The organism is Flavimaricola marinus, from assembly GCF_900184895.1.
In the GTDB taxonomy this organism is placed as follows: Bacteria; Pseudomonadota; Alphaproteobacteria; order Rhodobacterales; family Rhodobacteraceae; genus Flavimaricola; species Flavimaricola marinus.
The window spans coordinates 1-25,789 of record NZ_FXZK01000019.1 but is presented as its reverse complement, the minus strand read 5'-3'; the positions used below and the strand labels follow the sequence as shown (position 1 = coordinate 25,789).

Annotated in this window: 27 protein-coding genes and 1 pseudogene; 1 reads left to right on the top strand and 27 read right to left on the bottom strand. The window is 57.6% G+C overall.

Features of this window, described 5'->3' with window-relative positions:
- Positions 1-10 precede the first annotated feature (10 nt).
- The 22 genes from LOM8899_RS21545 to LOM8899_RS21440 form a co-directional block, all read right to left on the bottom strand.
- A complete protein-coding gene (locus tag LOM8899_RS21545) occupies positions 11-1,030 on the bottom strand; it encodes an aldose epimerase family protein (protein ID WP_093994313.1) in 1,020 nt (339 codons plus the stop codon).
- Entirely contained in the window at positions 1,027-1,773 is a 747-nt protein-coding gene (locus tag LOM8899_RS21540) for an SDR family oxidoreductase (protein ID WP_093994312.1), read from the bottom strand. The genes LOM8899_RS21545 and LOM8899_RS21540 overlap by 4 nt, the downstream gene beginning before the upstream one ends.
- Positions 1,764-2,624 carry a fumarylacetoacetate hydrolase family protein gene (locus LOM8899_RS21535; protein ID WP_093994311.1) on the bottom strand — a complete coding sequence of 287 codons (861 nt, stop codon included), beginning with the start codon at positions 2,622-2,624 and terminating at the stop codon, positions 1,764-1,766. The genes LOM8899_RS21540 and LOM8899_RS21535 overlap by 10 nt, the downstream gene beginning before the upstream one ends.
- The gene (gene eno, locus LOM8899_RS21530; RefSeq protein ID WP_093994310.1) at positions 2,621-3,934 is read right to left on the bottom strand and encodes a phosphopyruvate hydratase; all 1,314 of its coding nucleotides are present in this window, start codon (positions 3,932-3,934) and stop codon (positions 2,621-2,623) included. Before eno ends, LOM8899_RS21535 begins: the two co-directional genes overlap by 4 nt.
- 5 nt (positions 3,935-3,939) lie before the next feature.
- Positions 3,940-4,944 carry a phosphotransferase family protein gene (locus LOM8899_RS21525; protein ID WP_093994309.1) on the bottom strand — a complete coding sequence of 335 codons (1,005 nt, stop codon included), beginning with the start codon at positions 4,942-4,944 and terminating at the stop codon, positions 3,940-3,942.
- On the bottom strand, positions 4,941-5,810 hold the full coding sequence (locus LOM8899_RS21520; RefSeq protein ID WP_093994308.1) for an SMP-30/gluconolactonase/LRE family protein: 870 nt from the start codon (positions 5,808-5,810) through the stop codon (positions 4,941-4,943). Before LOM8899_RS21520 ends, LOM8899_RS21525 begins: the two co-directional genes overlap by 4 nt.
- Positions 5,807-6,526 (bottom strand): GntR family transcriptional regulator, encoded by a 720-nt coding sequence (locus LOM8899_RS21515; protein WP_093994307.1) that lies wholly within the window; start codon positions 6,524-6,526, stop codon positions 5,807-5,809. Before LOM8899_RS21515 ends, LOM8899_RS21520 begins: the two co-directional genes overlap by 4 nt.
- A gap of 12 nt (positions 6,527-6,538) precedes the next feature.
- Entirely contained in the window at positions 6,539-7,468 is a 930-nt protein-coding gene (locus tag LOM8899_RS21510; protein WP_093994306.1) for a carbohydrate ABC transporter permease, read from the bottom strand.
- The gene (locus LOM8899_RS21505; protein ID WP_168770624.1) at positions 7,420-8,370 is read right to left on the bottom strand and encodes a carbohydrate ABC transporter permease; all 951 of its coding nucleotides are present in this window, start codon (positions 8,368-8,370) and stop codon (positions 7,420-7,422) included. The genes LOM8899_RS21510 and LOM8899_RS21505 overlap by 49 nt, the downstream gene beginning before the upstream one ends.
- 16 nt (positions 8,371-8,386) lie before the next feature.
- Positions 8,387-9,616, bottom strand: coding sequence for an ABC transporter substrate-binding protein (locus tag LOM8899_RS21500; protein WP_093994304.1), 1,230 nt, complete (start codon positions 9,614-9,616; stop codon positions 8,387-8,389).
- Positions 9,613-10,749 (bottom strand): ABC transporter ATP-binding protein, encoded by a 1,137-nt coding sequence (locus LOM8899_RS21495; protein ID WP_093994303.1) that lies wholly within the window; start codon positions 10,747-10,749, stop codon positions 9,613-9,615. Before LOM8899_RS21495 ends, LOM8899_RS21500 begins: the two co-directional genes overlap by 4 nt.
- On the bottom strand, positions 10,749-11,984 hold the full coding sequence (locus tag LOM8899_RS21490) for an enolase C-terminal domain-like protein (RefSeq protein ID WP_093994302.1): 1,236 nt from the start codon (positions 11,982-11,984) through the stop codon (positions 10,749-10,751). Before LOM8899_RS21490 ends, LOM8899_RS21495 begins: the two co-directional genes overlap by 1 nt.
- A gap of 13 nt (positions 11,985-11,997) precedes the next feature.
- Complete coding sequence (locus tag LOM8899_RS21485; RefSeq protein WP_093994301.1) at positions 11,998-12,747, bottom strand: SDR family NAD(P)-dependent oxidoreductase; 750 nt, start codon at positions 12,745-12,747, stop codon at positions 11,998-12,000.
- Between the two features lie 550 nt (positions 12,748-13,297).
- A complete protein-coding gene (locus LOM8899_RS21480) occupies positions 13,298-13,816 on the bottom strand; it encodes a type II toxin-antitoxin system YhaV family toxin (protein ID WP_093994300.1) in 519 nt (172 codons plus the stop codon).
- Positions 13,813-14,139 (bottom strand): type II toxin-antitoxin system PrlF family antitoxin, encoded by a 327-nt coding sequence (locus LOM8899_RS21475; protein ID WP_093994321.1) that lies wholly within the window; start codon positions 14,137-14,139, stop codon positions 13,813-13,815. Before LOM8899_RS21475 ends, LOM8899_RS21480 begins: the two co-directional genes overlap by 4 nt.
- A gap of 124 nt (positions 14,140-14,263) precedes the next feature.
- On the bottom strand, positions 14,264-14,917 hold the full coding sequence (locus LOM8899_RS21470) for a DUF6927 domain-containing protein (protein ID WP_093994299.1): 654 nt from the start codon (positions 14,915-14,917) through the stop codon (positions 14,264-14,266).
- A 103-nt stretch (positions 14,918-15,020) separates the two neighbouring features.
- Positions 15,021-15,614, bottom strand: a complete 594-nt coding sequence (locus LOM8899_RS21465; RefSeq protein ID WP_093994298.1) for a regulator — start codon at positions 15,612-15,614, stop codon at positions 15,021-15,023.
- Between the two features lie 71 nt (positions 15,615-15,685).
- On the bottom strand, positions 15,686-17,668 hold the full coding sequence (locus LOM8899_RS21460) for a ParB/RepB/Spo0J family partition protein (RefSeq protein WP_093994297.1): 1,983 nt from the start codon (positions 17,666-17,668) through the stop codon (positions 15,686-15,688).
- A 158-nt stretch (positions 17,669-17,826) separates the two neighbouring features.
- Positions 17,827-18,216, bottom strand: coding sequence for a DUF3768 domain-containing protein (locus tag LOM8899_RS21455; protein ID WP_093994296.1), 390 nt, complete (start codon positions 18,214-18,216; stop codon positions 17,827-17,829).
- Positions 18,217-18,303: 87 nt separating this feature from the next.
- Positions 18,304-18,513 (bottom strand): DUF6330 family protein, encoded by a 210-nt coding sequence (locus tag LOM8899_RS21450; protein WP_093994295.1) that lies wholly within the window; start codon positions 18,511-18,513, stop codon positions 18,304-18,306.
- 23 nt (positions 18,514-18,536) lie between these two features.
- On the bottom strand, positions 18,537-19,475 hold the full coding sequence (locus tag LOM8899_RS21445) for an ArdC family protein (protein ID WP_093994294.1): 939 nt from the start codon (positions 19,473-19,475) through the stop codon (positions 18,537-18,539).
- Positions 19,476-19,515: 40 nt separating this feature from the next.
- Positions 19,516-20,001 carry a hypothetical protein gene (locus LOM8899_RS21440; protein ID WP_093994293.1) on the bottom strand — a complete coding sequence of 162 codons (486 nt, stop codon included), beginning with the start codon at positions 19,999-20,001 and terminating at the stop codon, positions 19,516-19,518.
- A 277-nt stretch (positions 20,002-20,278) separates the two neighbouring features.
- On the opposite strand from LOM8899_RS21440, the gene LOM8899_RS21435 reads away from it, so the two are divergent.
- Positions 20,279-21,481, top strand: coding sequence for a Fic family protein (locus tag LOM8899_RS21435; RefSeq protein WP_093994292.1), 1,203 nt, complete (start codon positions 20,279-20,281; stop codon positions 21,479-21,481).
- Here LOM8899_RS21435 and LOM8899_RS23280 read toward each other — a convergent pair.
- From LOM8899_RS23280 to LOM8899_RS21415, 5 genes and pseudogenes are all read right to left on the bottom strand, one after another.
- The gene (locus tag LOM8899_RS23280; protein WP_133065086.1) at positions 21,476-21,694 is read right to left on the bottom strand and encodes a hypothetical protein; all 219 of its coding nucleotides are present in this window, start codon (positions 21,692-21,694) and stop codon (positions 21,476-21,478) included. The two genes, LOM8899_RS21435 and LOM8899_RS23280, sit on opposite strands and share 6 nt — an antisense overlap.
- Positions 21,694-22,749 (bottom strand): plasmid replication protein RepC, encoded by a 1,056-nt coding sequence (gene repC, locus LOM8899_RS21430; RefSeq protein WP_093096833.1) that lies wholly within the window; start codon positions 22,747-22,749, stop codon positions 21,694-21,696. The genes LOM8899_RS23280 and repC overlap by 1 nt, the downstream gene beginning before the upstream one ends.
- Before the next feature lie 238 nt (positions 22,750-22,987).
- Positions 22,988-23,956, bottom strand: coding sequence for a plasmid partitioning protein RepB (repB, locus tag LOM8899_RS21425; protein ID WP_245820696.1), 969 nt, complete (start codon positions 23,954-23,956; stop codon positions 22,988-22,990).
- A complete protein-coding gene (repA, locus tag LOM8899_RS21420; RefSeq protein ID WP_009807965.1) occupies positions 23,956-25,155 on the bottom strand; it encodes a plasmid partitioning protein RepA in 1,200 nt (399 codons plus the stop codon). Before repA ends, repB begins: the two co-directional genes overlap by 1 nt.
- Positions 25,156-25,496: 341 nt before the next feature.
- A pseudogene (locus LOM8899_RS21415) lies at positions 25,497-25,789 on the bottom strand (recombinase family protein); the annotation flags it as partial.

Sequence of the window (25,789 nt, the reverse complement as noted above, 5' to 3'; positions counted from 1 at the left end):
CTCGACATGATCAAAGGTGACCCACCGCAATTGAATAGCTTGTGGTGAATGGTTCACTGGCTGAAAGCGGCGTTTGGGTTGCTGTTCCAGATCTTGCGAATGGCGCATGACGATTAGCGGAATGCGCGACACCCAGATCGAAGGCCGCTACAACCGGTTCAATGCCGATGGCGCAAAACCGACTGCACCACGGATAGGCCGTGCGACCGCGGTTCGAGAGCCAAAGCAGGCACCGGGGAAACCTGTCGATGTCCCACGAAAGACCAACGGCATAGCCATTCTGGATGTCTGACAGGCGCACATCACCATCCGTCAGCGAAACGGCCAGGAGTTCCTCTGTTTGCAGTGCAAGTGGAAGTCGCGTCACGTCCAGCATCGCACCGTCTTTCGTTCGTATCTGCGTTAAGGTATCGGCGGTCTCATCGGGCATGCATTGCGACACTTCATCCACGGGAACCGGAAATGATCGTACGCTCTGCAGCGACGGAATACTCAGGTGCGCAGCCCTCGAATGAACGGGCAATGCAAAAATCGGGTGCAGCCCGATCGGCAGCGCAGCATCACGCCGCATTTCAATGTGTAGATCAATCTTGATCTGCAGATCACCGTCCAGCGAAATACGCCGTTTCAGGCGACTTACGACATGGTCTTCAGGATAGTCGATGCCGATCGTGATGGTGGTGTCTGTTTGTTCTAGGAGGTGCCATTTATGATTTGCGCTATACCCATGGGCAAATTCATCTGCGGGCGGGATTGAGAGATCAAGGCCGTCCATCCATCGGTCTGGCAAGTCGGTTCGCGCATGGGAAACGCCGAACGGCACGCATGGGAACTCTCCACGCAATTGTCGCAAGATGGGTGGCAGCACGTTTAGTTTTTCTGGTGGGTCATCGGCCCAGGGCGCGACGGCAAAGGGCTGCACGACAGGACCGTCGGGAAGCGTAAACCAAACAGGGCCAAGCATCCCGCCGAGTGCGGCCACTTCGCCGCGGATGCACCCCCAATCAAATGTCCAAACCGTTTCGGTCAAATCGTGATGCCACCGTCAATGTTGATGGCCTGACCCGTCACAAACGCACCATCATCCGAGGCGAGGAAAGCGCAAAGGCCTGCTATCTCGTCCGGTCTGCCAAAACGCCCTACGGGCTGTCGGTCGATGAAGAATTTCATCGCGGCCTCGTGACTGCCCATCTGGCTCGCCAATTCTGCGATGCGACCTTGCAAGCTGGGGCTGTCAACGGTACCCGGGCAAATCGCGTTGCACCGAATCCCAAAGGGCAAATAGTCAGAGGCAACTGATTTCGTCAGACCCAACACCCCGCCTTTGGTCGCGCAATACGCTGCCCGCTTTGGAAAACCTTTGATTGAACTAGCAACCGACCCAATGGTGATGATACTGCCGCCCTGCGCCTTCATTTTCGGTATACCTGCCCCCAAGACCAAAAAGGCACTGTCCAAGGTGATGGCACAAGACCGGCGCCAATCCTCAAGACTACATTCCTCGATCGTGCCTTGGTGCACATAGCCAACCCCGTGAACCAGAACGTCAATCTGGTCGAATGTCTCGAAGTATTCTGTCACGTCAGAGGCATTCGTCGCGTCCAGACCTGCGACACGCGCGCCTTTTAGGTCCGACAATAGATCCGGATTCAAATCGGACGCGTGGACCTGCGCCCCCTCTGCCAGAAGTCGCTCTGCGATTGCCCGCCCGATGCCTTGGCCGGCTGCTGTCACCACAACGGTCTTACCTTGCAGGCGTTGGGTCAGGTCCATAATGATCCCTCCAACGCAACCACAGTTTGGCTTTGTGACCCCAACCCTTCAATTCCAAGGCTCACGGTGTCGCCAATTTTGAGAAATTTTGGGGGTTTCATGCCCGCGCCGACACCGGGAGGCGTGCCCGTACAAATTAAATCGCCCGGTTCCAACACCATGAATTCTGACAAGTAACTGACGATTGTCGCGGCATCGAAGATCATCGTGTTTGTGTTCCCGGTCTGCATCCGCCCGCCATTCACGTCGAGCCACATAGGCAAAGCCGCAGCATCGCCAACCTCGTCGGGCGTGACGATCCATGGACCGGTGGGACAGAAGTTCGGAAAGCTTTTGCCCTTCGCCCACTGCCCGCCGCGCTCCAACTGCCAAGCACGTTCCGACAGATCATTGACGACAGTAAAGCCCAGAATGTGATCAAGCGCGTCGGCTTTGGTGATGTTCAGCGCCCGCTTGCCGATCACGATCCCCAGTTCGACCTCCCAGTCGAGTTTCGTCATCTTCGGTGAAAACAGGATCGGCGCATTGGGCGCGCAGAATGTCGCTGCGGATTTGTTGAACAAGATCGGTTCGGCGGGGATATCCATGCCTGCCTCTGCGGCGTGATCAGAATAGTTCAGGCCGATGCAATAGACGTTTCGGGGCTGGGTCATGGGTGCGGCGATGCGCGCGCCGTCTTGTTCGACGATAGGCAAAGTGGAAAGGTCCACGTCCGCCAATAACGCGCCGATTGCCGGGATAGTCTCGGGTGTAAAATCATGGATGATAATGGATATGTCGCGCGCCGTATTCCCGGCGTCCAAAACGCAGGGAACTTCAGTGCCTACAGGGCCAAGTCTCAGAAATTTCATCGTTGTTCTCCATTATTTTTTCGGCCCCACCATGTGTTTGCAAGTGGTGCGCCGCCCACGAAGGCGTCGCGTCCAAGTGTATCTTGGATGCGCAGGCATTCGTTCCATTTCGCCATGCGCTCAGACCGCGTGAACGACCCGACCTTAAGCTGCCCAGCCCCAAGGCCCGTTGCGAGATGGCTGATTGTGACGTCCTCGGTCTCGCCTGATCTGGCTGAAACCACGCTGCGGTATCCGGCGGCATTTGCTGCCTTGAACGCGTCAACGCCTTCGGTGATCGTCCCGGCCTGGTTCACTTTGATCAGCACCGCGTTGCAGGCTTTCTGTGCCGCAGCCTCAGTCACGAGCTTGGCATTTGTAACCAGATAATCATCACCGATAATCTGAACCCGCGCACCAAAACGGCGGGTGAATTTAGCCATCCCTGCAGGATCATCTTCGCTGACGGGGTCTTCAATCGACGCAATCGGATAGCTGTCAATCCAAGTGCCCAGCAGGTCGATCAGGCCATCCGCACCCATGTCACGGTCTTCAAGTGCAAGGCGGTAACGGCCATCAGTGCAAAATTCCGACGCTGCCACATCAAGCGAGATAACGACGCGATCGCCAGGTTTTTCACCGACCTTTTCGATCGCCAGTGTTAGCGTTTCCAACGCCTCCTCGTTGCTGTCAAAGATCGGCCACCAACCGCCCTCATCAGCCACCCCAGCCAATCGCCCCTTTTGTTTCATGATAGCGCCAGCTGCAAAATAGACCTCGGAGGTGACCTCCATCACCTCGTCAAAGGTCTTGGCACCCGGCACCATGACCATGAAATCCTGAATATCGACGCGCCGCCCTGCATGTGCCCCGCCACCGAAAATCTGAATTTCAGGCAAGGGCAACGTTGGTGTTTGCCCGTAGTGATCCGCGATATGGCGCCATAAGGGTTTTCGCGCCGCAGCGGCAGCCGCGTGCAAGACAGCCATAGACGTCGCCACGGTCGCATTCCCGCCGAGCACGTCTTTCAGCGGTGACGGATCAAGCGCGAGAATGGTTGCGTCGATCCCTGCCTGATCGGTTGCATTGTGCCCCAGTAGCGCGGGTGCAATACTATCTTGCACGGACGTCAGCGCACGTTGCACGTCCATACCGCGCAATGCTTTGCCACCGTCCCGCAAATCAATGGCTTCGCGTGTGCCGCGCGATGCACCCGACGGTGCGATACCACGCCCGAAATGGCCACAGGCAAGACCCACTTCAACCTCAACGGTTGGATTGCCGCGCGAATCCCACACACGGCGGCCCTGAACGGATGTGATTTCTGACACGGCTTCTACCCTTCGAATGTTTGAAAAATGTGATCAATAACGCCATCAAGTGTCTTGGGAGGTGTCGCAATAAGGCGCAGCGCAACGGTTCTCACATGATCGGCTGTCGTGGCATCCAGATACTCGACCGGAGATTTCCCATCGACCCGTGCAAGCATCAGCATAGGTAACAAAGTCGCTACGTCGCGATCGAGGTCTCCCAGGCCTTGCCAATGAATGTGGGGCGCGTAGGTCGCCCAGAACCCGACCAGTTCAGCACGCAAAGCTGTGCGCATCTGCGCAAGGTGGAACGCCTTAAGGACAAGATGGTTCAGGCAAAAAGCAACGTCGAAACTCGGGTCGCCCATCGTTGCGCATTCGGCATCCAGAATGATCGGCGCATCGCCACGGATCATGATGTTCTTGGGGCTGACATCGCCATGCACCAGCACTGTATCGTTAGCGTAGATAGCATCTGCCACGGCCATGATCTGGCGCGCCACCTGCGGATGACGCGTCGCCGTAAAGCGCAGATACGGGTCTATCCGCAAATCATCAAAGTCATCACGGTTCTGAAACGGGCTGCGGTCAAATTCCGGCCGAGCAGAGGTCGCGTGTATCTGCCCCAACACGTCCGCCACGCGAGCCGCCTCACCGCGAGGTTGCTGCCCCTGCAACAACGCATTTTTCCAGAGATAGACGTCCTTGCCATCCAGAAATTCCATGGCGAAACCATGTTGTGTCTTCGATCTTCCATAAAGTTTGGGTGCCATGTTCGGGGCGATCTGTACGGCTGTGCGAAGCCAGTGATATTCAGCGGTGTTGCGATGAACAGGGGCGCGCCAGTCTTGCGCGACCTTGAGTTTTGGCAATGCAAACTTGATACAAATTGCTTTGTCGGCCAACACCACCTTGCCGATATCCGAGGCAACCCCGCCAGTCAGCGGCTCTATGGATTGAATGTCATCGGCATTTCCCAAGCCGAGTTCGACCACCAACGCCTGACAGCGGGATTCAAAGTCGGCCGTCATGGGACAAATCGGTTTTCGGGCTGCCCGATGACATCGGTTTGCACCGCCATCATCGCCCCGTCCGCATCCGCCGGATTCTCCATCCCGAACCGCGCGGATGTGACGATTAGGGTAGACAAATCCGACCCCCCAAACGTAGTGGCCGTTGGGTTTTGCGCGGGCAACATGATTTCACGGTCCGGTTTTCCCCTTGGGTCATACCGGATCACGCGCCCTGCGCCGAACCGCGCGGTCCACAAAAAACCCGCGGCATCCATACAGGATCCATCCGGAACGCCGGGCCCACCCGAGACATGAATGCGGCGGTTAGAAATCTCACCCGTCGCATCGTCATAATCCCAAACCCAGATCGTATTGCGCAGGCTATCGCCAAGATAAAACCGATCACGATCAGGCGACCAAACCATGGTGTTCGGTATTCCAAATTCGGGATCGGAAAGAGGCACCGCACCATGCGCGTCAATCCGGAAAAGCCGCCCGCACGCGCGCGCCTGCTCGCGCGGCTGTAAATTATCCGTCAGATTGTTTTCCATGCTTGCGACCCACATGCGCCCTGACGGATCGCAGGCCCCTTCATTCAGCCGCATCATTGGATCGGATTCGGCTTGGATCAGCGGGCCAGTCTTTCCGTCGTGCCACCGCGCCACACCTTGGGCGAAGGAAACAATCGCCCCCCCATCCAGGTCGAGTGCAAGCGCCGTCGGTAGATCGTCAGTTGCAAAATCTGCCGTCTTACCGCTCGCAAGATCGCGGGCAATGAGCGCCCTGCCAGTGATATCCACTGACCAAACCCTGCCATCTTTTGGATTCCAAAATGGGCTTTCGCCAACGCCATCGCGCAAGTCTCCGAGGAAGCGGATGTTCATCTTGCGGCCCTAACATGTTCTTCGCTTTGTTCAAAATAGTCAGGAAATTTGTCGCGAGCTTCATCGATGTAATCAAAAATGCGGCGTAGATGTTTGATCATGCGTTCTTCGGCCAGCGCCTCGTCGCCGGCCTCGATTGCATCCGCTATGGCAATGTGTTGTTTGATAATGGTGTCGAGATCTTCGACGGCCGCCACCATCAGATGCCGGAACCTGTCCATGTGATCTTTGAGGCGCAGGATTTCGGGCAGAACGCTTGGCTGTTTGGCATATTCCGCGATAAGACCGTGAAATGCTTCATCAGACGCATAAAAGCTCTCGGTGTCTTCGAATGTCACATATGTGCGCTGCAAGGTTATTTCCTTGCGCAGCCCTTTGACCAAAGCAGCCCCTTCGCCCGATGACATGGCCCGTCGCAGCAATGCAACTTCTAGGGCCTCGCGCATGAACTGCGACCGGTCAAGGTCCTCGAGACGCAAAGGTGCTACCTGCGACCCACGCTGTGGAACCACATCGACAAATTTGTTCTCTGCCAATTTTGTAAGCGCTTCACGGGCCGGTGTTCGGCTTACCCCCAACATCTCTGAGACCGAAGCCTCAGACAGAACCTGATAGGGCTTCAGCTCAAACCTGAGGATTCTCTTGTGCAGCTCATCATATACCTGTCGCGCCAATGGCATCGGGCGGCCAGACTTTGCGCTTTTGAGAAGTGCCATATTTTGACCCTTTCAAGATTGTTGAACCTGCAATCCCTGCATAAAGTGTCGTCTAAGCAGAAAGAACAACACAATGCTGGGAAGAGAGGCCAGAAGGGCCGCTGTCAGTACGATATTCGGCCCGATCGATGAATAGCTACCTTGGAATACCAACAACGCATTCATGATCGAGCGCGTCTCCAAGCGGTTTCCGAGCACGGTCGAGAACAACATATCATTCCAGATCCAAGTGAATTGCAGCAAGAACACCGCAGTCATCGGCCCAATCGTGTTGGGCAGAATTATGCGGAAGAATACGGTGAATTCGTTCGCCCCATCCATCCGCGCGGCTTCGTCCATTTCGCGCGACAGGCCGGACATGAAGTTGCGCAGCACCAACGTCGGGAATGGAACGCAAATTGCGGTGTAAAACAGAAGCATGCCCATATGCGAATTCAGAAGCCCCAGTTTCTGATAGCCGAAAAAAAGCGGAATAAGATACATCTGGAACGGAAACACTGTGCCTGCGAAAATCAGCATGAACCAGCCGTTGCGGAACGGGATATCCAGACGCGTAATGGCAAAGGCTGCCATTGCGGCAAAGAACACCGCCAGCGATGCCCCGACCGTGCCATAGAATGCAGAGTTCATCATGGCTTGCCCCATGCTTCCCAGCTCCCAGGCACGGGCAACGTTGTCCCAGAAAGGTGCTAACCCTTCGGGCAGGGCCAAAGGCGGGTTGCGCGAATATTCGTTGCTGGATTTGAAGATCGAGATCGCCAGAAAGTAGAAGGGTACAATCCAGAGCAAGGCAAACCCGATGGCCGCGACCAGTTTGAGCGCACTGCCCTTGTTCTTGGCGGCTTCGCGCCGCTCGATGGCGTCAAGATCCAGTGTTGATATATCAAATGCCATTAGCGTGTCATCCTGTCTACTCGGGCCTGAAGCACAGTCTGGAACCATGTCACACACAAAACGACCAAGCCGATGATGACCGCGACGGCAGAGCCGAAGGCCCAGCTGCCTTTCTGGAAAGCCTCGAAATACATGAACACGGCAAGAGCAAGGCTGCGTTGCCCGGGGTAATTCGCCCCCATGACCCACAGCAGATCGAACACCGTGAAGCCAGCCAACACGGATAGAATAGTGACCATCAACAGGGTCGGCATCAGCAATGGCAAAGTAATGTAGCGGAAAATTTGCCACCGGCTTGCACCATCAATATGGGCCGCCTCGATCGGGTCCTTCGGGATCGCTGCCAAGCCGAGAAGCAGCAGCACCATAACAAGACCGGCGGTTTGCCACACAAAGGTGGCGATGATCGCGGGCGTCACGGTGGCATCGTTGTACAGCCATCCGATATCGACATCGCGACCCGACACAAGCCCGAGCCCGCGGTTCAGCAGGCCATCGGGTGCATAGACGTAAAACCACAAAACGCCGACCGCAGTGGGGGCTAATATGCGCGGTATGAAGATGATATTCTTGAAAGTCTCGGCACCGCGCAGATTGCGAAAGAACATTGCCATGCCAAGCCCGAGTGCGATCGGAAATACTACTGATGCGCCGACCCAGATGGCGGTGTTGATTAGGGCCTCGTTAAAAAACGGGTTGGATGGCAGGCGCTCGTAATTTGCGAAACCCGCATATTCGCCAAAGCCCGTGAATTTGCGCCATTTGGTAAAGCTGAGCCAGATATTAAACAACACCGGCGCCAGCAATACGCCAACAACCATAATCAAGGCAGGGGCCATAAACACCAGCCCCAGTCCAAGTTGGCCGCGCCGCCGTGCCCGCGCGTTCCGGGCGATCTGATCTATCCCGATACGGTCGAGCAATGCTTTGTCTTTGGCGGCGCGGTCCATTTTCATCAATCCTCAGTTATTGGTCGGCCCAATAGGCGGCATTCAATGATTGCATCGTGGCCATCACCTCGTCTGCCGTCTCCATTGTCGGGTCAAGCATGAAGCGGTTCATTTCCGCGACCAATTCACCCTGAAGATCAGGCGGAACAGCTTCCCACCAGCGCAAGTAGGCGGCTGCACCTGTCTCGGCGATATCTGCATTTACTTCTGCAACGATCGCGTTCGGTGCCTCGGCGGAATTGTTGCCGATGTAGTTGCCCGTGGCCTCGCCCCAGGCATTCGCCCCTTCATCCGATACCCAGAAACGCAACGCCGCCATTACGGTTTCATCCTGAGCACCATCAACTGATACTACAAGTGGGGACCCTTCGACGATAACCGCCGCAGGTGCGCCTTCAACGGCATTGGGCATAATAAACACGCCTAGATCGTCGGCCGGAACACCCGCCTCGACAACGAGACCCGCGGCCCATTCACCGATCAGATACATGGCACCCGCGCCACGCACATAGTCGTTGAATTCTTCCGTGGACCGCGGGTCCGAGAAATAGCCCTTGGCATACATATCGGACCATGCCTCGAACACGGCGCGCACTTCTGGTCCGTCATAGGCGACAGAGCCGTCATTCAAGCCGTTGTAGGCTTCTGGATGCATACGCAACAGCAATTCCTGGAACCAGATAAAGCCACGCCAGCCTTCGTGTACGGTGGCAAGAAACGGGGTTTCTCCGGCCGCCACGATAGCGTCAGCATTGGACATCAGTTCGTCCCAGGTTTTCGGCTCTTCCAAACCCAACTCTGCGTAAAGCGGCTTGTTGTAAAGCACGACCCAACGGGCCAGCAAAAGCGGCACAGCATATGCCTGACCATCCACCATAAACAGTTCTTTAGAGGCTTCGCCATAACCGCCATTGGCGATCATTTCGGCCCACAAGTCGTCGAGCGGCGCGATTTGCCCGCTGCTCACCAGCTCGGCAAAGGTCGCACCGGTCCACCATGTGAACATGTCGGGGGTTTCGCCCGATGCAATCGAGGCCTGCACAAACGCTTTATATTGCTCGGCGTTCGCATAGGGCGTCTCTGTGATGGTAACGCCGGTTGCTTCTCTCGCAGCATCCCCGACCGTTTGCAGTTGCTCCGACCAGAAGCCTTTGTCGTGAAACAACTGAACCTCCTGCGCAAAAGCCGGTGCGGCGGCAAGCAAGACGCCCACGGCCGTTCCCATAAGTTTTCCTTTAAGTTTCATTCTCTTTCCTCCTCGTTAAAGTTGTCGTTCCGGGTCGTTCTTAACGACAGTTCTGTGTCCGCATCGAACAGGTGCAGCCGTGATCCCGCGATATGAAATTCAAGGAACTCGCTATCCTTGACGACGCGCGGCTGCTGCATGCGCGCGACGAATTCGACTGTTCCGCACCGCGCAAACAACAGGCTTTCATTGCCCAGAAGTTCCGTCAGGGACACTTCGGCTTTGATCGAAAGTCCGCCCTCCGGCTGCATTCCGTGGCCGTGGGGAATAATGTCTTCGGGGCGCAGGCCACCTGTCACGCGCTGCCCGTCGCGCAAAGCACCCTGATACTTGTCAGCCTCCAGCGGGATCGTCATATCTGGGGTCACAAAGGCAAACCCTGCGTCAGTCTGCTTGATCACACCGTCAAAGAAATTCATCTGTGGCGATCCGATAAAGCTCGCTACAAATTTGCTGGCCGGGTTTTCAAAGACGTCGAGCGGCGTGCCTTGCTGGGCAATCTCGCCATCTTTCATGACAACAATGACATCGGCCAAAGTCATGGCTTCGATCTGGTCATGTGTAACGTAGATGGTTGTGACGCCCAGCCGGTGTTGCAGGCGTTTGATTTCGACACGCATCTGGTTGCGCAGCTTCGCATCCAGATTGGACAAAGGTTCGTCGAACAGAAAAACTTCCGGTTCGCGCACGATCGCACGGCCCATGGCAACCCGTTGACGCTGACCACCGGACAATTCGGACGGGCGGCGATCCAGATAGGGTTGAAGCTCCAAAGCCTCGATTGCGCCGGTAATTCGACGTTCCCGATCGGCCGGATCGACCTTTGCCAACTTCAATGAAAACGCGAGGTTTTCTTTCACGGTCAAGTGCGGATAAAGCGCATAGGTTTGAAACACCATCGCCACGCCGCGATCCCGCGACGGCAGGTCATTGGCGCGCTTGCCATCAATCAGCAACTCACCGTGCGAGATGCTTTCCAGCCCCGCAATCATCCGCAATGTCGTTGATTTACCGCAACCCGAAGGCCCCACCAGAACGACAAACGCGCCATCAGGGATATCAAGGTCAATGCCCCGTACAGCCAGTTGGCGGCCGTAAACTTTCACCAGATCGCGAACCTTTACCTCGGCCATTAAAACATCCCCGGAACAGACTTAACCGACGGGTCGGCATAATTGCGTTCCGGCCAGACCGAATACCAATCAGGCCGCGCGGGATCGCGGTCATAGGTGTAGCCACCCGTTTCACGGAAATAGTCGGCGTATTGCGCAAGCTTCTCACGGCTGACCTCGACCCCCAATCCGGGGCCGGTCGGCACGTCGATATGACCGTTCTTGTAGGTCATCTTGCCGCCTTCCAGAATGTCGTCTTTGAGATGGTGATAATGCGCATCGGCGGCGAAATTCAGGTTCGGCAGGACCGCACCCAGATGCAGCATGGACGCCAGCTGAATACCCAATTCGCCCGACGAATGGACAGCCGCAGAGCGCTGGAACGTCTCAAGAACATGACCCGCTTTGACGGATTGCCGCAGCCCGCCCCAGAACGTGGTGTCCAGCAAGATGACATCGACAAGGTCGTGACGAATACACTGGGCAAGCTGTTCAAAATTCACAACGACCATGTTTGTGGCCGTCGGGATTGGCTGGCCGTCACGGGCACGCCGCATCCCGTCCAGACCCCACGTCGGATCTTCGAAGTAATCGTTATTGAGGTGTGAAATGGCGCGCCCGACACGGATCGCTTCTTCCACAGACCACACGCCATTGGGATCAAGCCGCACGCGATCCTGCGGAAAGGCTTCGGCCAATGCGGTAAAAACTTCAACATCGTGATCGGGGGCGAAATGGCCACCTTTCAGCTTATGGGTGCGAAAGCCGTGTTCATCGCGCAGCGCCTTTGCATGGGCCACGATCTCGTCTGGCATCGTTTCGCCGCCTACCCCGTCCGCCTCGTAGCGGTAGAATAGATAGGATGCGAATTCGACAGAGGACCGGATAGCACCGCCCAGCAGCGCATGGGCCGGAACACCCAGCCGCTTGCCGGCAAGATCTATGCAAGCCATTTCTATGGCAGCATGCAATTGCAACCGATTGTTATACAGGGTCGCGGTTGGGTTCATAATCTTCCAGCGCAACTGCTCCAGGTTCAGCGGATCGTGTCCCTTCAAATAAGGCAGCAAAGACATGACAGCGCGCTCTGCATCCTCACCGCCGCCGCCCAGCTCGCCCCAACCGGACAAACCGTCATCACCAATGACCTCAACGATCGTTCTGACAAACCGGCCCCAATGCGCGCCAGCGGAATGCCGCAAGGGCGCTTCCAGTGGCACAGCGACAGTCGTTACTTTGATGTCTGCAATCGTCACGAAATCTGACCTTTCATTTCGGAGACCCACCAATACGCGCCATCAATCCACCATCGACCTTGATAACTTCACCGGTGATGAAGGATGCCTTTTCAGACAGCAAAAAGGCCACGACTTCGGCGACCTCGCTGGCTTCTGCGGCGCGTCCAAGCGGATGCATGTTGTTGATTTCGGCCCAGACGGCATCGGGATCGTCCGCCAGATTGACAGCCCAATCCAGCATCGGCGTTCGCACCGAGCCCGGCGCGACAGCGTTTGAGCGCACGCCCGCAGCCGCAAAATCGACTGCTATAGATTTGGCCAGACCGATCAGACCATGTTTCGACGCGGTATAGGCGGCAACATTTTGCTGTGTCGCCAGTCCCTGAACCGATGTCATAAACACGCAGGCACCACGGCTTGCAACCAGTTGCGGCAAGAGCGCCCGCGCCATCAAGTACGCTCCACTTAAATTAACGCCGATAACTTCGCCCCAAAGATCAGGCGTGGTCTCCGCCGCTGATCCATAGCGCTGAATACCTGCATTATGAGTGAACCCAGTTGCGCCACCTAGATCGGCAGCCGCAGAAGCGGCGTGTTCCGCGGTTGCTTCATCAGCAACAGAGCCTACAATGCAAACTGGCGATCCGGGCAGTGTCATTGCGGTATCGCGGAGCGCATCCTCATCGGAATCGACGAGCACCAACGATGTGCCGTCATCAGACAGACGGCGCGAGACAGCTGCGCCGATCCCCTTCGCCGCCCCAGTTATGACGATACACATAGCTCCCTCCACGAATCATCTTACAAACGAGCATTGCACACTACCATGGTAGTGTGCAATGTCCCCGTAGTTGAGTGGGTGCGCAAGGTTTGGTTTCTCCAAAAAAAACGCGTCTAAAAAAACTGACAACGCTGTACCTTTATAATCGGATGTTGCAACGAAAGTCTGCTTTCGAAAGCCAGACAATGGCCCCCGCTGCGAAGCGGTCGTTTGCATTTGGTACCTGATGTCTGACTTAAATGGCTGCTTCTGTGATCTGCGCTAAGTTGCGCCAAATCCGTGCTTCAAACGCGAGGAGATGCTGCGTCAGCGAAGCTGGGAATTATAATGTCGGCTTAGTCCGCATCTTACCAGTTCGTACACGACGCAGCGAACGGCAGGTGTACGGATATGGTGGGACTTCTGAGAATTTCATCGTACCAGCCATCTGGCACACCAATGTCGCCCATTTCACTCGGCTCAAAGGTGACGGGAGATTGAAACGAAGAACCACCCCCGTATGGACAGCCTTAGTGTAGGTGACCTGCCCCCCTCCGGCATTCGACCCCACTTACCGATCAGGCGCCGCTTCAAGGGAAGTTTCGAACCGCTTGTTCGCCGCCGCTGCTTCTTTCAAGAGCGCGTCGAAATTGTCAGGTGGGTTGCCATCTTCCAGCATCCCTTTGAACGTCGCATAGGCATCCGTCTTGCTGCCATAGGCGCGCAGGGTCTTGTCGTCGTTCACCCAGGCCACCACGATGACCTTCGCATCGCTGTTGAACCGATAGAACAGCCGATACTGCTGGAAGAACTTCGCCCGAAACCAGTGCTTGCGGTGATCGCCGAGTGTGCCGCCTTGCCGGAAGGCGGCGGCACCCGGGTCCGCCGGTATGGCCTCGGTCACCAGCTTGAAGATGGCGGCCAGCCGTTTCGTGGAATTTTTCTTGCGCCAGGTCTTGGGATCGCGTGCCTTACGCGCCTCGACCTCCAGGGTCAGCCCTTCGAGCTGGTCCAGAAAGAGCGGATGCGCATAAATCGACCATCCGTTTACGACAAGGGGCGCTTGGGCGGGCACGCTATCGCCGCTCATTCATCCTCGAGCGATAGCGGCGCATCGAGATCGACGTCAACGTCTCCGACCAGTGCTGCAAGACGGTCATGCAAAGCCCCATCGAACGCCCGAATGCGGTCCGGATGCGCCTTGATATCGGCCTCGACAAAATCGAGAAAGGCTCCGAGCACGGGATCTTCCTCGTCGCTGCGCAAGGGCTCGATATAGACCCTGCCACTCGGCTCGGTACAGTAGCGAATCTGGTCGCCCTTGCCCAGCTTGAGCTGCTTGCGCACCCCCGCCGGCACGGTCGTCTGATACCGATCCGTGAGTTTCGAGACATCTTGTGCGAGCGCTGTCATGGCAGTCTCCTGAAAGAAAGGGGCCTTTGTTGCCCGCAGTAGGTAATGCATTTGCATTGCCTTGTCAAGATAAGCGCAGGATCTGCTGTCGCCGGGCAGGTCGATCAACCGTCCGGCGCAGCACCTAATCTCGCCCTGCCAAAAACTCCGCCAGCACAGGACTGGCCTCGCCCTTTGCGGAGCTGAGCAGCTCCGAGCCGGCAAGCGAGGCCTTCGAGAGCCGAACGAGCCCGCCGGTTTCCTCGATGCGGTAGCAGCGGCGTTTTTGCCGGCCCCGCCTGTAGTGGGTCGCGGTGACGATCTGGCATGTACTGCCATCGGTGAGCGTCACGGGCGCGGCGAGCCTGATCTTGTCGCCTTCCTGGTAGTCTGGAATCGACGCCCAATCCCGGCAGCGCTGGCGCCAGTCCTGGGCGTAGCTGTCCGGGTCTTTCAAGTCGGAGAGGAGCTCGATCAGCCCAAGCGGAGCACGAGATTCGTTCGGGCCGGCGCTTTCCTCCATGTCCTTGTAGCCCCAACACCCATTGTCGTAGGCGGTGAGGAAGACGGCGGCGAAGGTGATCGAGCCGTCAGGATCGGTGACATAGGTCGCGTCCTCGACAGGGGTCCCGTCGAGATTGGTGACCCTTGCCGCTGCATACCAGGTGGAGCCGACCTTGCAGGCCTTGACCAGTTCGGTTTTGCGCGTGTCTCCCTCAAAGGTACAGAGCCGGGTGATCTCCGATTTCTCATCCGCGTAGGTCTGGACGCGGCGGTCGGTGTAAAAGAGCCAACCCATTTCAGAGTCCTTTCTCTCGTTGGGGAAAATTGTTGTCGCCAATGTCCCGAGAGGGCCGCAGGCCCGGCAGGGTATTGGCGATGCTTGTTTGAGAAAGGGCGCGCTACGCCGCCCTCAGATCATCAATCTCCATCAGCGCATCGAGTGGCACGCGGTAGGGCTGCATGGCGTCGAAATCCTCGCAATTGCCGCGGTTCTGCACGATCGCGAAGGTGTCGCAGGCATCCTTGAGGATGACCCGGAAGGTGCCGCCCAGGCCCGAGGGCACCTCGTAGGTCCCGCCGATCAGATAATCCGAGGCGCGACGCACGAAGACGCGGATGCTGTGGCCATCGGTGGCGAGCCGGATGGCCCCTCGCCCCCGGTCGATGAGCACCTGCACATCGTCGAGGATGTCGGTGTAGAACTGGCCGGTCAGATCGCGAAACGCCATGCGGCGCTGCGCCATCCAGTCGGCGTCCCGAAACGGGTTCATGCCGTCGGCGAAAGCAAAGGACGGATCGGCCTGCTCGGTCGTGACGATACGGGTGGTCGTGCCATCGATGCCGTTTGAGCGCAGATGCACGCCATTGCCGACGATGAGGATCAGGGCCGGCCTGTCCACGGGACCGTTCCAGTTGGGCAGGAAGGTTTTGCAGGCGCGCGCATGTGCGATTTGCGCCGCAACAGCGGACGCAGAGAACTTGAGAATAGCCATGAGGATGTCTTTCGGTTGGGTGTGGGAGGTCGACCCACGCGGGGAATGCCTCGCGCGGGTCGCGTGATGGCTCAGGCCGCTTGCGCGACCTCGCTGTCAGGCTCCGGGGTGTCCGCAGCGGGCTCCGCCTCATCACAGGCGACACCGGCGGTCTGCATCATAGGCGGGCACCAGGCGGCCACGGCAGCGCGCTGCGCGTCCGTGAGCGTCGCGAAGGGCTCGGCGAAGAGCTTGTCGCAGAAGGCGACGATCTCCTTCTTGGTCGACGAGGCCAGCGTCACCGCCTCCTGGGTCAGACCCAGATCCTCGCCGAGGATCTTCAGGAGCCAGGCTTTCTTGAAGCGGTTGAAGAGTGCAGCATTCGGCGTCCAGTGGGCGCGGATGTCGGGCATGATCTCGATCTCGAACGCATGCATCAGGTTGTCGCGCTGGCGGTCCCGCGCGAAGCAGGACTGCGTGGTGCTGGCGGTTGCAAAGGCGACGAGCTTGGCCTTCTCCCCTGCCTCCAGCGCGCGAAACGCCGCGAACTGATCGGCGGGCGCGCGGGTGTCATCGAGCCAGGACAGATCAAGCGCATCATGTGCCGCCGCCACCTGCTCGAGCGAGGTCTCGTCGATCTCGTCCATCTTGGCATGGCTGCGGTATTCCTTGCGGGCCTCGACCTTGATCGCCTGCGTGACACTCATGCCGCTAGCCAGAACGTCACTGACCAGCTTGAAGAGCGTCAGATCAAGCGTGGCTTCCGGATGCAGCGCCATCGCGGCCCTCAGTGCCATGGCCCGCTCGGTCTTGAGATCCTCGGCCAGCGAGGCCGGATAAGTGATTTCGCCGGCGTCCGGGGCCTCTTCCCCGGTCGGGCTAGGCGAGGAGCCGCGTGCGCCCTCCTCTTTGACGGTGTCCTCCGGGCGCACGAGGCCCACATGGAGCGTGATCTGCCCACCCTGCCACGACGCGATCACCCCAGACCGCGCGAGGTCCTCGGCGCTGTAGGCTTCCTGCAGATCGCGCGCTTCCTCTTCCAAGGCGTCCACGCGCTCGTAAAGGGCATTGTAGGCACCGTCCTCGAGCCCCTCATCCTCCATCTCGAGCTGCAATTTCTCGAGTTCGGCGCTGATTTCATCCACGCGCTTTTGCGCAGCCTCATCAGGCTCGATCGGGCCGGGATAGACGCGGCCGTAGTCGGCCATGGTCGCGTAATCATAGCGGACCATCGCATCGGCCCAAGCAAAGCCCAGCCTCATACGGGCGTCCTCGGCGGCTGCACCGAGCTTCTCAAGCAGGATGGTTTCGACCAGCGCTGCATCCTCCAGCACGGAATGCTCTTCCAGAAGGTCAGCCGCGACGGCGCCGCCGCGGGCCTCGTAGTCCGCGCGCACGAAAGCCCCGATATCATCGCTGACCTGCACACCGCGGGATTTGAGCGCCTGTCGGACGGTATAGGCTTGCAGATAGCCGCCGTCTTTCGTGAGCGCCTCGAAGACCTCGCGTTGCGCCTCCTGACTAGGGTGCTCGGCAAAGGCTTTCATCGTGTCGAGCGTGATCGTCTTGGCCCGGGCCGCGGCGCGGATGTCAGGGTGGATCAGACCGTAGCGCAACCGGCCTTTGACGGCGGCCACCGTGGTGCCGAAGGTCTTGGCGATGGTCTCGGGCGTCTGGCCGTCGACTTCCATCATCCGGGCGAAAGCCTCGAACTCGTCGATGGCGTTCATCGGTGCCTGGGTGATGTTCTCGGCAAGCGACAGCGCCGTCGTCACGTCACAGTCTTCCGGCACGAGGCGGCAGTCGATCTTCGTCTTCGCGGTGAACCCCTTGGCGGCCTTGTCCGCGACCAGCTCGTTCAGCGCGGCATGGCGCCGGCCACCAGCGAGCACGGCGAATTTGCCGTCAAGCTGCTGGACCAGGAGCGGCTGGAGCAGGCCCAGAACAGCGATACTGGCTTTCAGATGCGCGATGTTTTCGGAATCATAGGTTTCCGGCGCGTTGCTGCGCACATTGGCGGGGTGGGCGACAAGATCGCCAATGGCGACGGTGAGGGGGGCAAAGCTTGTGGTCATGGGATATCCTTCCAGGTGGGTGACGTATGGCCCGCGCGTCTACGCGCGTGACCAATCCCCGGCTTCGGGGATCACAACGACAGAAGGCCCACTCTCCCTTTGTGGGAGCAGCGGGCCTTCATTGGATGCGATGTCAGGAGGAGGTGTGCCCTCCCCTTCTACCAGTCGCGCGCCAGCATGATGGTCAGCACGCGCATGGTGGTCGCGGGATTGTCCGGGGCCTCGGCACCGTAGCGGAAATCGGAATCCGTCTCATAGAGGTCGATCTTCCAGAACACGGTCTCGCCCCGGATCTCGACCGCCCCGAAATCGTGCCAGCCTTCAGGGTCATTCTCAGGCTCGAACATGGCAAACTCGCCAGTTGCCTTCACCGCCTCGGGCATGAAGCCGTCGCCAGCCTCCATAAGCGAGCGGGTGACATGCATCCGGCCCTGGATGGGCTGGGCGGGCGGCACTCCAAGGCACGCGAGCTTGCGAAACGCGTCGTTCTGCGCCGCGATCACGGTCGGGTCCGGGCGGTCTGTCTGGGATTGAGCGGTACTGATCATAGGGCTCTCCTTTGAGAAATTGAAACACCCTTCCCAAAGCCCGCTTTTTCTTTTCTGCTTGGCGGAAGGACCGAAGCAGAAGGAGCCCTACCCGAACATCCCCTTGGGTCTGTAATTCGGGTTGGGGATGGTTTCGATCCAGCCGCCCTGTTCCTTGATGCTCTCGAGCGCTGCCGAGAACGGATAAGCGCCCTCGGACTGGCTCCACCAATAGGCACCGCGCTTGAAGGTAATGATCTTGTGGCGGCCGTCTTTGAAGCAGACCACTCGCAGCGTCTTGGGGTCTTTGCGTGACATGGGCGTCTCCGTTCTCCCTGTGGTCAGGCGGCCGCGGCGCGGCCCCCTGCCCTGCCCGCCTCCGATCTGGCGATCAGGTAGTCGCAGGCACGTTGCGCGTCCGCGGCGTGCCGGAAGATCGCGCCCTTGTCCGACCGAAGGACACGCAACCAGTTGTGCAGGTAGGCGGCATTCATCTCGAGCGTATGGGCCGTGAAGCCGAGGGTTTGCCCAAGGAACACGGAGGTCAGTTCCGCGACGATCTCCTCGCGCGCGTAAGAGGTGTTGCCGAACTTGGAGAGCCCGAAATCACGATTTAGCCGATGCGGAGCTTTCGTGGCATGGGCCAGCTCATGGGCCCAGACCCCGTAAAAATTACGCGGGTTCTCGAACCGCGCAATCGACGGCATGAAGACCTTATCCACGGGCGGCAGATAGTAGGCCTCCGTCCCCGTGAAGACGGTCGTTATGTCGATGGCGTCGAAAAACGCCTGCATGTGCGGGATGGGCTCGGACTGCGGATGCTCGGGCACGGGCTCCGGGTCAGGGTAGAAGCTGTCGGGCAAACCCTCGATCTGGCAGGCATTGAACACACGGTAGGATTTCTGGAAGCGGAAGACGCGGGCTTCCTCGGAACGACCATCGCTCTCCGCGTGGTCATCTTCGCCGCCGGCGTCTTTCCGGCTTTGACCGTAATAAACAACAACAGAGGACTTCTCGCCCTTGCGGACCTTTGCGTCCAACGCATTGGCCTGCGGCAGCGTCATCCAGAAGGGCGAGCTGTGGCCCGCCATCACGGTGCGCATGGTCAGCAAGAAGTTGTTCACCCCCTGATAGGGTTCACCGCCCACGCGCAGGGGGCGGGAGCTGCCACCTGCCGTCCAAGGTTTGCGCCACGGCAGAACGCCGCGCTCGATGATACGGATGATTTCGTTTGTGATGACCTCGGAGGCATCGAATTTGGGCGTGCGGGATCGGGCCATGGCTGGCCTCCTTTCGAGTTTTGGTGAGAGGGAATGGTGATCAGATTGACTGACGGGGCCGCGGATCGTTGACGATCCTGGCACCGAGCCCTTCGACCATGTCGATGTAGGTGGTCAGCAAGACGGAACTGCCAGGGCCCCAGGGTTCAGGGTCGACCGGTCCGTTCTGTGTCACGCGCGGTAGGTTCGCGAAGGCAATCACATCGGTGACGGGTCGGATATCGATGAACGGGGTCCCTCGTGCGACCGCAAGAGCGGCCAAGGGAAAGCGCTCAATCGGCGCGAAACTCGACACACTGGTCCAACCGAGATAGATGAATGTTCCGCCCTCTCCGCAGATCACATGCGCGTTTGGCAATGACGCCGCCTGCTTCAGATAGCCGAGATCACGCAGGACAGTCTCCCGCTCGCGCCGCTGTGCCTGCCCCGTCTGGTCAGTTCGGCGTAGTTCTTTGTGTCGCCACCAGGAGGCAGCGGTCGCGCGCAACACGCGCAAGATACCTGTTTGCATGGAAATGCCCTTCATCAGGAACGGCAGACCGGAACCCGGCCCGGACCCATCTGAGGGACCCCAAAGGCCCTCATCCGTCAGTCACAAAACCCGAAGAACACTTTCACTTTCTCCGGCCCCTTTGGGCACACAACAAAACCGAAAAGCCCGGCACATCTGCCGAAGCCATTGATTTCATGCAGCAATTCTAGATCGGCAACCAAGATCGGCAACGCATATCGGCAAAACCTTGCTTGAAAGTACGAAATGTGTTTATTTTTCAACTACTTTGCAAATATGGAAGATCGGCAAAATGCTGGAAACACCTGCCAGGATCGAACCCTGCTTCTTCGAGGAGCATATTCCTACAGAACTGGCAGACCTTTCGGTCGACATCCAGAGGGAAGCCACCGGGCTGGGACAAGGGTTGCATCCTGACAGCGCAGCCGAACTTGCCGATCTCGTCCGTGTGATGAACTGCTACTACTCCAACCTGATCGAAGGACACAACACGCGCCCCCGCGACATCGAAAGAGCGCTGGCTGGTGCCGAGCTTGAGGAAGAAACCCGTCCTCTCGCCCTTGAGGCCCGAGCGCACGTCATCGTTCAACGGGCCATCGATGAGATGCATCGCATAGGCACCCTGCCCCGCCCCACATCCGTCGAATTCCTGACTTGGGTCCATAAGAGCTTCTACGACGAGATGCCGGATGAGTTTCGGGTCATCGAACATCCCGACGGCACACAAGAGCCCATCGTTCCGGGACGCATGCGCCAGGATGACGATCGGGAAGTTGCGGTCGGGCGCCACCTACCTCCTTCATCGTCGCGCGTCGCGGCATTCATGGACCATTTCGACAAACGATTTCAGATTGCGGCGCGGTCTTCGAGCGGACGGATCATCGCGATCGCCTCTGCACATCACCGGCTCAACTACATCCACCCTTTCCCGGATGGTAACGGCCGTGTCAGCAGACTGATGTCTCATGCCATGGCCCTCACAGCGGCGATTGGCGGCCAAGGGCTCTGGTCCGTATCACGTGGGCTGGCCCGCGGGTTAACCGATCGGGGCGAGTACAAACGGATGATGGATCTGGCCGACAGTCCACGTCGCGGAGACCGCGACGGACGGGGGAACCTGTCAGAAGCGGCACTGAAGACGTTTAGTGAATGGTTCCTAAAGGTGACGCTCGACCAGATCAGCTTCTCAGCAAGATTGTTCGATCTCGGCGGACTGGACCAACGGTATCGTCGTCTTGTTGCAGATACCATCGATGACAAGCGAGCGCCGGAACTAATCTCGGCGGTTCTTCGGCATGGGGCACTGGAACGAGGCGATGCGCAGATTGTGCTCAAGACGTCCGAGCGTACTGCTCGCAACACGCTGAGTAAACTGACCGCCGCCGGATACCTGACCTCCGTCTCGCCGAAGACGCCAGTTCGGTTGGCGTTTCCGTTGGATTATCGAGAGCGGCTCTTTCCAAACCTCTTTGGAGATGGTGACCTCCCACTATAACTTTTGGGATTTAGGGTTTAATGCCTGGCCGCCGATTTCTTCCATGGCCTGCGAGATTTTCATCAAGGCTTGCTCGTGTGTCACTTGTCCACCGCGGTGGACATCTGCTGGTCTGAGATAAACTGAAGAACCACCACGCGCCGCTAGGTGCGTTTGGACAGTTTTGGTTGCCACAAGCGCCGCTTCTCGTTCGAAGTCCACCGCGGTGGACATTAGACAGTTCGCTCATTGGTTTCGGACAGTCGCTTGATCAAAGCTAATGGATCAAATTGGTTTTGCCTTTGACCCAGGGTGATACTGTGAAAATACGCCCCAAAATCCCTGATGCGTTTTCCAAGTTGTAGCATGATGAAGATCGCGCATGACGCTTTCTGAGCTCCTACAGCATTCTTGGCTTTCTCGAAAGTTTCTGGGTGAATGCCCATCATCGGTGCAAGTGTTCGAGCATGGTTTTCAATGTCCAACCAGTTTCTAAGTCTCTCTGTGGAGAACGATGTCGCCTGATCGCAGACTGAGGTCAGCAAGTCTGGTTTCAGGGCCTCATCGCCTATGTTGCTATCTAAATCTTTTTTTTCTTCTTCAGACTTAGATTGATGCCGGACAGTTTGTCCGTCATTGGCGGGCAATTCCATAGTTTCAGGCGGGTCATCCGGGGTAGACAAACTCTGGCATTCCGCATCTGTATTGGCGAGCAGAGCGTGGTATTCGGGGAGGCTCAGCTTCCTGCGTAGAGCTTTCCGTGCGTGGTTGATGAATGCGTTGCTAGGATCGTGCTCTTCCAAATGGGCGAGCTTTGTAAGGATCTGTTTGCGGACAAATATCCGATCTCGCCGGTTATTCTCCATCTCTTGCGCGATGGCTATAAGCTCGCTCGCACGTTGGAGCAGGGGGGTGAGAGACAATCCATAACTGATGCACTCCCCGCCGGAGGAGCGAACGCGGTAGCGCTTTCGGTTCGAGCTGTCATTGCGCTTGATGAATCCGAGTTCAACGAAGCGGTTGATGTGCCTCCGGAGTGTCCGTTCGTCGATTCCGCCAACGCGCTGGCAAAGTGAATTGTTAGACGCAAAAACCGTTTCGCCATGGCCAGGTTTCAGAAAACTGAGCATTGCTTGAAGTGTCTGTATGTGGCCAGGACGTAGACCAAACACGCTGCGTGCATCTCTCAGGGCTCTGAAGATGGTCCAGACGTCGGTTTCAGATGGGGGAAATGAGCCGCGGGTTGCATCAGCACCTGCGGCTTCGATCGAGAGTTTTGTAAATGCCATGGCTTGTTCACGACGACCGTTCGGCCCACAACTTCCCCGTCTCTTTCCTCGAATTTTCGCGGAAAAAAGCAAAAAATATCAGTCCACCGAATCGGTGACTCTTGACCGGTATGCTGGAGGTTGCTACATCACGGATGCTAATCAGATGATGAGGGCTCTCCAGGGGAAACTTTGGGGGGCTCTTTTCTTTCGGGTCTTCGCTTTTCTCCTCTGCTCGTGTTGCTCTGTGTGGCCTGGGTTAGGACCCAGAGCCTCTCTCATTCCGCCACTGTACGAAGAGTTGCAAAAGCGTAGCTTCCGCGTGTTCTTCGAGCCATTGGCCGAATTCTGGATTGTCCTTCTTGGTGACCTTGATAGCGATCGCCTTCTTATCGACTGTCAGCGTGCCCAATGAACTGCCGTTCTCATCTTTGATGACCGACGTCAGGCCACGATTGGGCGGCTTCTTGTCGCTACGTGCTTTGCTCGAGCAAGCCGAATAGACCGCTTGGAACTTTTCGGAACTAGCTGTGTCGTCGGGCAGAGTGGCGAGCGCCTCTTTGGCGGCGTCCACCAAATCTACCTTCACCGATAAGGCAGCCAGATCACTCCACTGCCGTCGTCCGATCCCATGTGCTGGCCCGATGAGTTGAACAAGACCGTCTGGCAGTTGTTCTATGACGACCCTGTGGTTGGATACGCCTTGCCGGGTCAGACCCAGAGCGTCCTGGATGACACCGGGTTTGTAGCCGGATTCCTGCATCTCTTTGATAAACAGTGACTTTTCTATGAAAGACGGGTCAAGCCTGAGGTTGTTCTCCTGGCCTTGAGCGATCAGAGAAGCGTCATCATCGAAGGTTCGAACAATTGCCTTGACCGTTCCACCGACCTTGCGGATCGCCGCAAGCCTGCGGCGGCCGTAGATGATGCGGTATCTGTCCGGTTGGGCAGATGGACGGACCATGATGGGCACTTGTTGGCCATGCTTGGCGATACTCTCGGCTAATTCATCGATGCTGGAATCTTCCAGCACCAACCGATCGCGCAGCCCATCCATATCAATCTGATCGGGCTCGATGTCGCGGATCGAGTTTGCAGTGATCTCGCGCAACGAGTCACGCAATCCGCCAACAGATCCCGGCAGCTTTGCCGCTCTTGGTGGGGTAGGGGAGGGGGCTGCGCTCTCCGTCTCATCCTTTGGAGGCTGGTTGAAGATGTTTCGCGCCATCAGCGACGCCCCCATGCCATTTGGATCGTCTGCTCCAGCTCATCGCCAACGCCGTTCACGCTTGTCAGGGCGCGATCAATTGTCTTTCTGATGAACTGGCTTGGATCGACTTCGTAGACGGTCTGCTGGGTCATCCCGGCGTCGGAGATCGCCGTAGACTTCAGCATCGGTTCTGTCATGACCTGACCTGCCAGAATTGATCTCAGGTAGCCTGCCATTTGGGTCTGCGGCCCGTCCGACGGTTCATATCTGGTAATCAGGAACTTGACAAAATCCCATGTGACACGCCGACCGATGGCTTCCTCCACCGCCTTGACCGTTTCTGAAGCAAGCTTCAGGAATTGGCTCATGGATGCGATGTCAAGCATGCCAGGTACCACGGTAACCAAAAGCCCCGTCGAGGCTGCCAGCGCAGTCAGGGTTAGAAACCCAAGCTGAGGCGGGCAGTCGATCAGGACAATGTCGTAGTTTGCCTCAACCTCTTCAAGCGCCAAGGCGAGGCGCTCTGCAAAGATGGGTTGTACGCGACGGGCGAGAGCGTTTGCGGTCTCGGTTTCGTACTCCGAGAGCATCAAACCGGCGGGCACCATGTCGAGCTTATGGAAGTAGGTCTTTTGGATGACGTTCGAGAGAGGAACTTGGTCCTCATATCTCAAAGCATCATAGATTGTGCCGCCATCGGCGAACTCAAGCTCGGGCCGAAAGCCGAAAAACGTGGTCAAACTTGCTTGCGGATCGAGGTCTAGGACCAGCACGCGGTAACCGCGCAAGGCATACCTTTGCGCAAGATGAATCGTTGCAGTAGTCTTTGATGAACCGCCTTTGAAGTTGACGACGGATATCACCTGGAGACGATCGCCATCACGTCGACCTGGGCGGTAGCTTTCTGCGTTCTTTCCAGTGCGTCCAAGAACATCGCGCAACTCATCAATCTCTTGGGCTGTGTAGAACCGGTGTCCGCGGTTGTCTGTATGCACTTCCGGGAAGCTGCCGTCCTTGTGCCGGTTGCGCAGGTTAGATGTGCTTACGCGCAGGAGGCCGGCGACTTCGGTGGAACTGAAGCGGCGTAGGGACTTTCGTTCTTCGGGTTCGAAAGCGATCTTCATCTGGCGATCCAAAGACTCAGCCAGATTGTCGGCAAATGCTCCGATATCGGAAGAGCCTATGCCTTGCGTGTATCCAATGTTACGATCATCCATGTCCTGCCGCCCACTCTCGGCCTCTGTTGAGGCTCTTAGTCATTCTGACGGTGTACAGCGTGTCTGACGCGTTTTGCCGTCAGAATGGGAATGCCACGATCCAGTGAGTCCGGCAAGAAGAATCTAAATGTAGTGTGAAAGTTATCCACAACACCTATAGGTGTTGTCGTATAAAAAACTCAGCAAGTCATTGTTATAGATATATTAAATGCAGATCGAACCGAATCGAGCCGCTACTCTGTTGAGTTGGCACATTAGCAGCTAACCCCAAGCAACTAATGGCACTTTCTGCCTCTTGCGGAGTTTTCTCCCGGTGAAATTTTTTGGATTCGGGTCAGAAGCTACATCTGATCTTGGCTCGATTCGTACGGCATGAGGCCAAGTCGTTCCGCCCGCTCCAACAGCATTTTCACCGAAGACGGCTGCCATCTTGTTCGGCCACGAGGCGTGCGTTCGCGCATAGATTCCAGCCGTTCACAGATCGCTTGAAGCGTGATGTCGGGATCTGCGCCCTTGATGCCAGCAATAATGGCGGGCAGGCGATCGTCCGTTTCGCGGCGCCCGGCGCGGGCCAGCACCTCGGTAGGCAGGAAGCCGTCGCGGACATAGGCCTTCACAGCGCGCAAGAGACGGC

Bases quoted from the DNA above. Each gene is read 5' to 3' on its own strand.
- LOM8899_RS21540 (WP_093994312.1), bottom strand. From the start codon at position 1,773: ATGGACCTGACCCAACGCCTGCAAGGTAAGACCGTTGTGGTGACAGCA.
- LOM8899_RS21535 (WP_093994311.1), bottom strand. From the start codon at position 2,624: ATGAAATTTCTGAGACTTGGCCCTGTAGGCACTGAAGTTCCCTGCGTT.
- LOM8899_RS21525 (WP_093994309.1), bottom strand. From the start codon at position 4,944: ATGACGGCCGACTTTGAATCCCGCTGTCAGGCGTTGGTGGTCGAACTC.
- LOM8899_RS21520 (WP_093994308.1), bottom strand. From the start codon at position 5,810: ATGAACATCCGCTTCCTCGGAGACTTGCGCGATGGCGTTGGCGAAAGC.
- LOM8899_RS21515 (WP_093994307.1), bottom strand. From the start codon at position 6,526: ATGGCACTTCTCAAAAGCGCAAAGTCTGGCCGCCCGATGCCATTGGCG.
- LOM8899_RS21510 (WP_093994306.1), bottom strand. From the start codon at position 7,468: ATGGTTCCAGACTGTGCTTCAGGCCCGAGTAGACAGGATGACACGCTA.
- LOM8899_RS21505 (WP_168770624.1), bottom strand. From the start codon at position 8,370: ATGGACCGCGCCGCCAAAGACAAAGCATTGCTCGACCGTATCGGGATA.
- LOM8899_RS21500 (WP_093994304.1), bottom strand. From the start codon at position 9,616: ATGAAACTTAAAGGAAAACTTATGGGAACGGCCGTGGGCGTCTTGCTT.
- LOM8899_RS21495 (WP_093994303.1), bottom strand. From the start codon at position 10,749: ATGGCCGAGGTAAAGGTTCGCGATCTGGTGAAAGTTTACGGCCGCCAA.
- LOM8899_RS21485 (WP_093994301.1), bottom strand. From the start codon at position 12,747: ATGTGTATCGTCATAACTGGGGCGGCGAAGGGGATCGGCGCAGCTGTC.
- LOM8899_RS21480 (WP_093994300.1), bottom strand. From the start codon at position 13,816: ATGAGCGGCGATAGCGTGCCCGCCCAAGCGCCCCTTGTCGTAAACGGA.
- LOM8899_RS21475 (WP_093994321.1), bottom strand. From the start codon at position 14,139: ATGACAGCGCTCGCACAAGATGTCTCGAAACTCACGGATCGGTATCAG.
- LOM8899_RS21470 (WP_093994299.1), bottom strand. From the start codon at position 14,917: ATGGGTTGGCTCTTTTACACCGACCGCCGCGTCCAGACCTACGCGGAT.
- LOM8899_RS21465 (WP_093994298.1), bottom strand. From the start codon at position 15,614: ATGGCTATTCTCAAGTTCTCTGCGTCCGCTGTTGCGGCGCAAATCGCA.
- LOM8899_RS21460 (WP_093994297.1), bottom strand. From the start codon at position 17,668: ATGACCACAAGCTTTGCCCCCCTCACCGTCGCCATTGGCGATCTTGTC.
- LOM8899_RS21455 (WP_093994296.1), bottom strand. From the start codon at position 18,216: ATGATCAGTACCGCTCAATCCCAGACAGACCGCCCGGACCCGACCGTG.
- LOM8899_RS21450 (WP_093994295.1), bottom strand. From the start codon at position 18,513: ATGTCACGCAAAGACCCCAAGACGCTGCGAGTGGTCTGCTTCAAAGAC.
- LOM8899_RS21445 (WP_093994294.1), bottom strand. From the start codon at position 19,475: ATGGCCCGATCCCGCACGCCCAAATTCGATGCCTCCGAGGTCATCACA.
- LOM8899_RS21440 (WP_093994293.1), bottom strand. From the start codon at position 20,001: ATGAAGGGCATTTCCATGCAAACAGGTATCTTGCGCGTGTTGCGCGCG.
- LOM8899_RS21435 (WP_093994292.1), top strand. From the start codon at position 20,279: ATGCTGGAAACACCTGCCAGGATCGAACCCTGCTTCTTCGAGGAGCAT.
- LOM8899_RS23280 (WP_133065086.1), bottom strand. From the start codon at position 21,694: ATGTCCACCGCGGTGGACTTCGAACGAGAAGCGGCGCTTGTGGCAACC.
- repC (WP_093096833.1), bottom strand. From the start codon at position 22,749: ATGGCATTTACAAAACTCTCGATCGAAGCCGCAGGTGCTGATGCAACC.
- repB (WP_245820696.1), bottom strand. From the start codon at position 23,956: ATGGCGCGAAACATCTTCAACCAGCCTCCAAAGGATGAGACGGAGAGC.
- repA (WP_009807965.1), bottom strand. From the start codon at position 25,155: ATGGATGATCGTAACATTGGATACACGCAAGGCATAGGCTCTTCCGAT.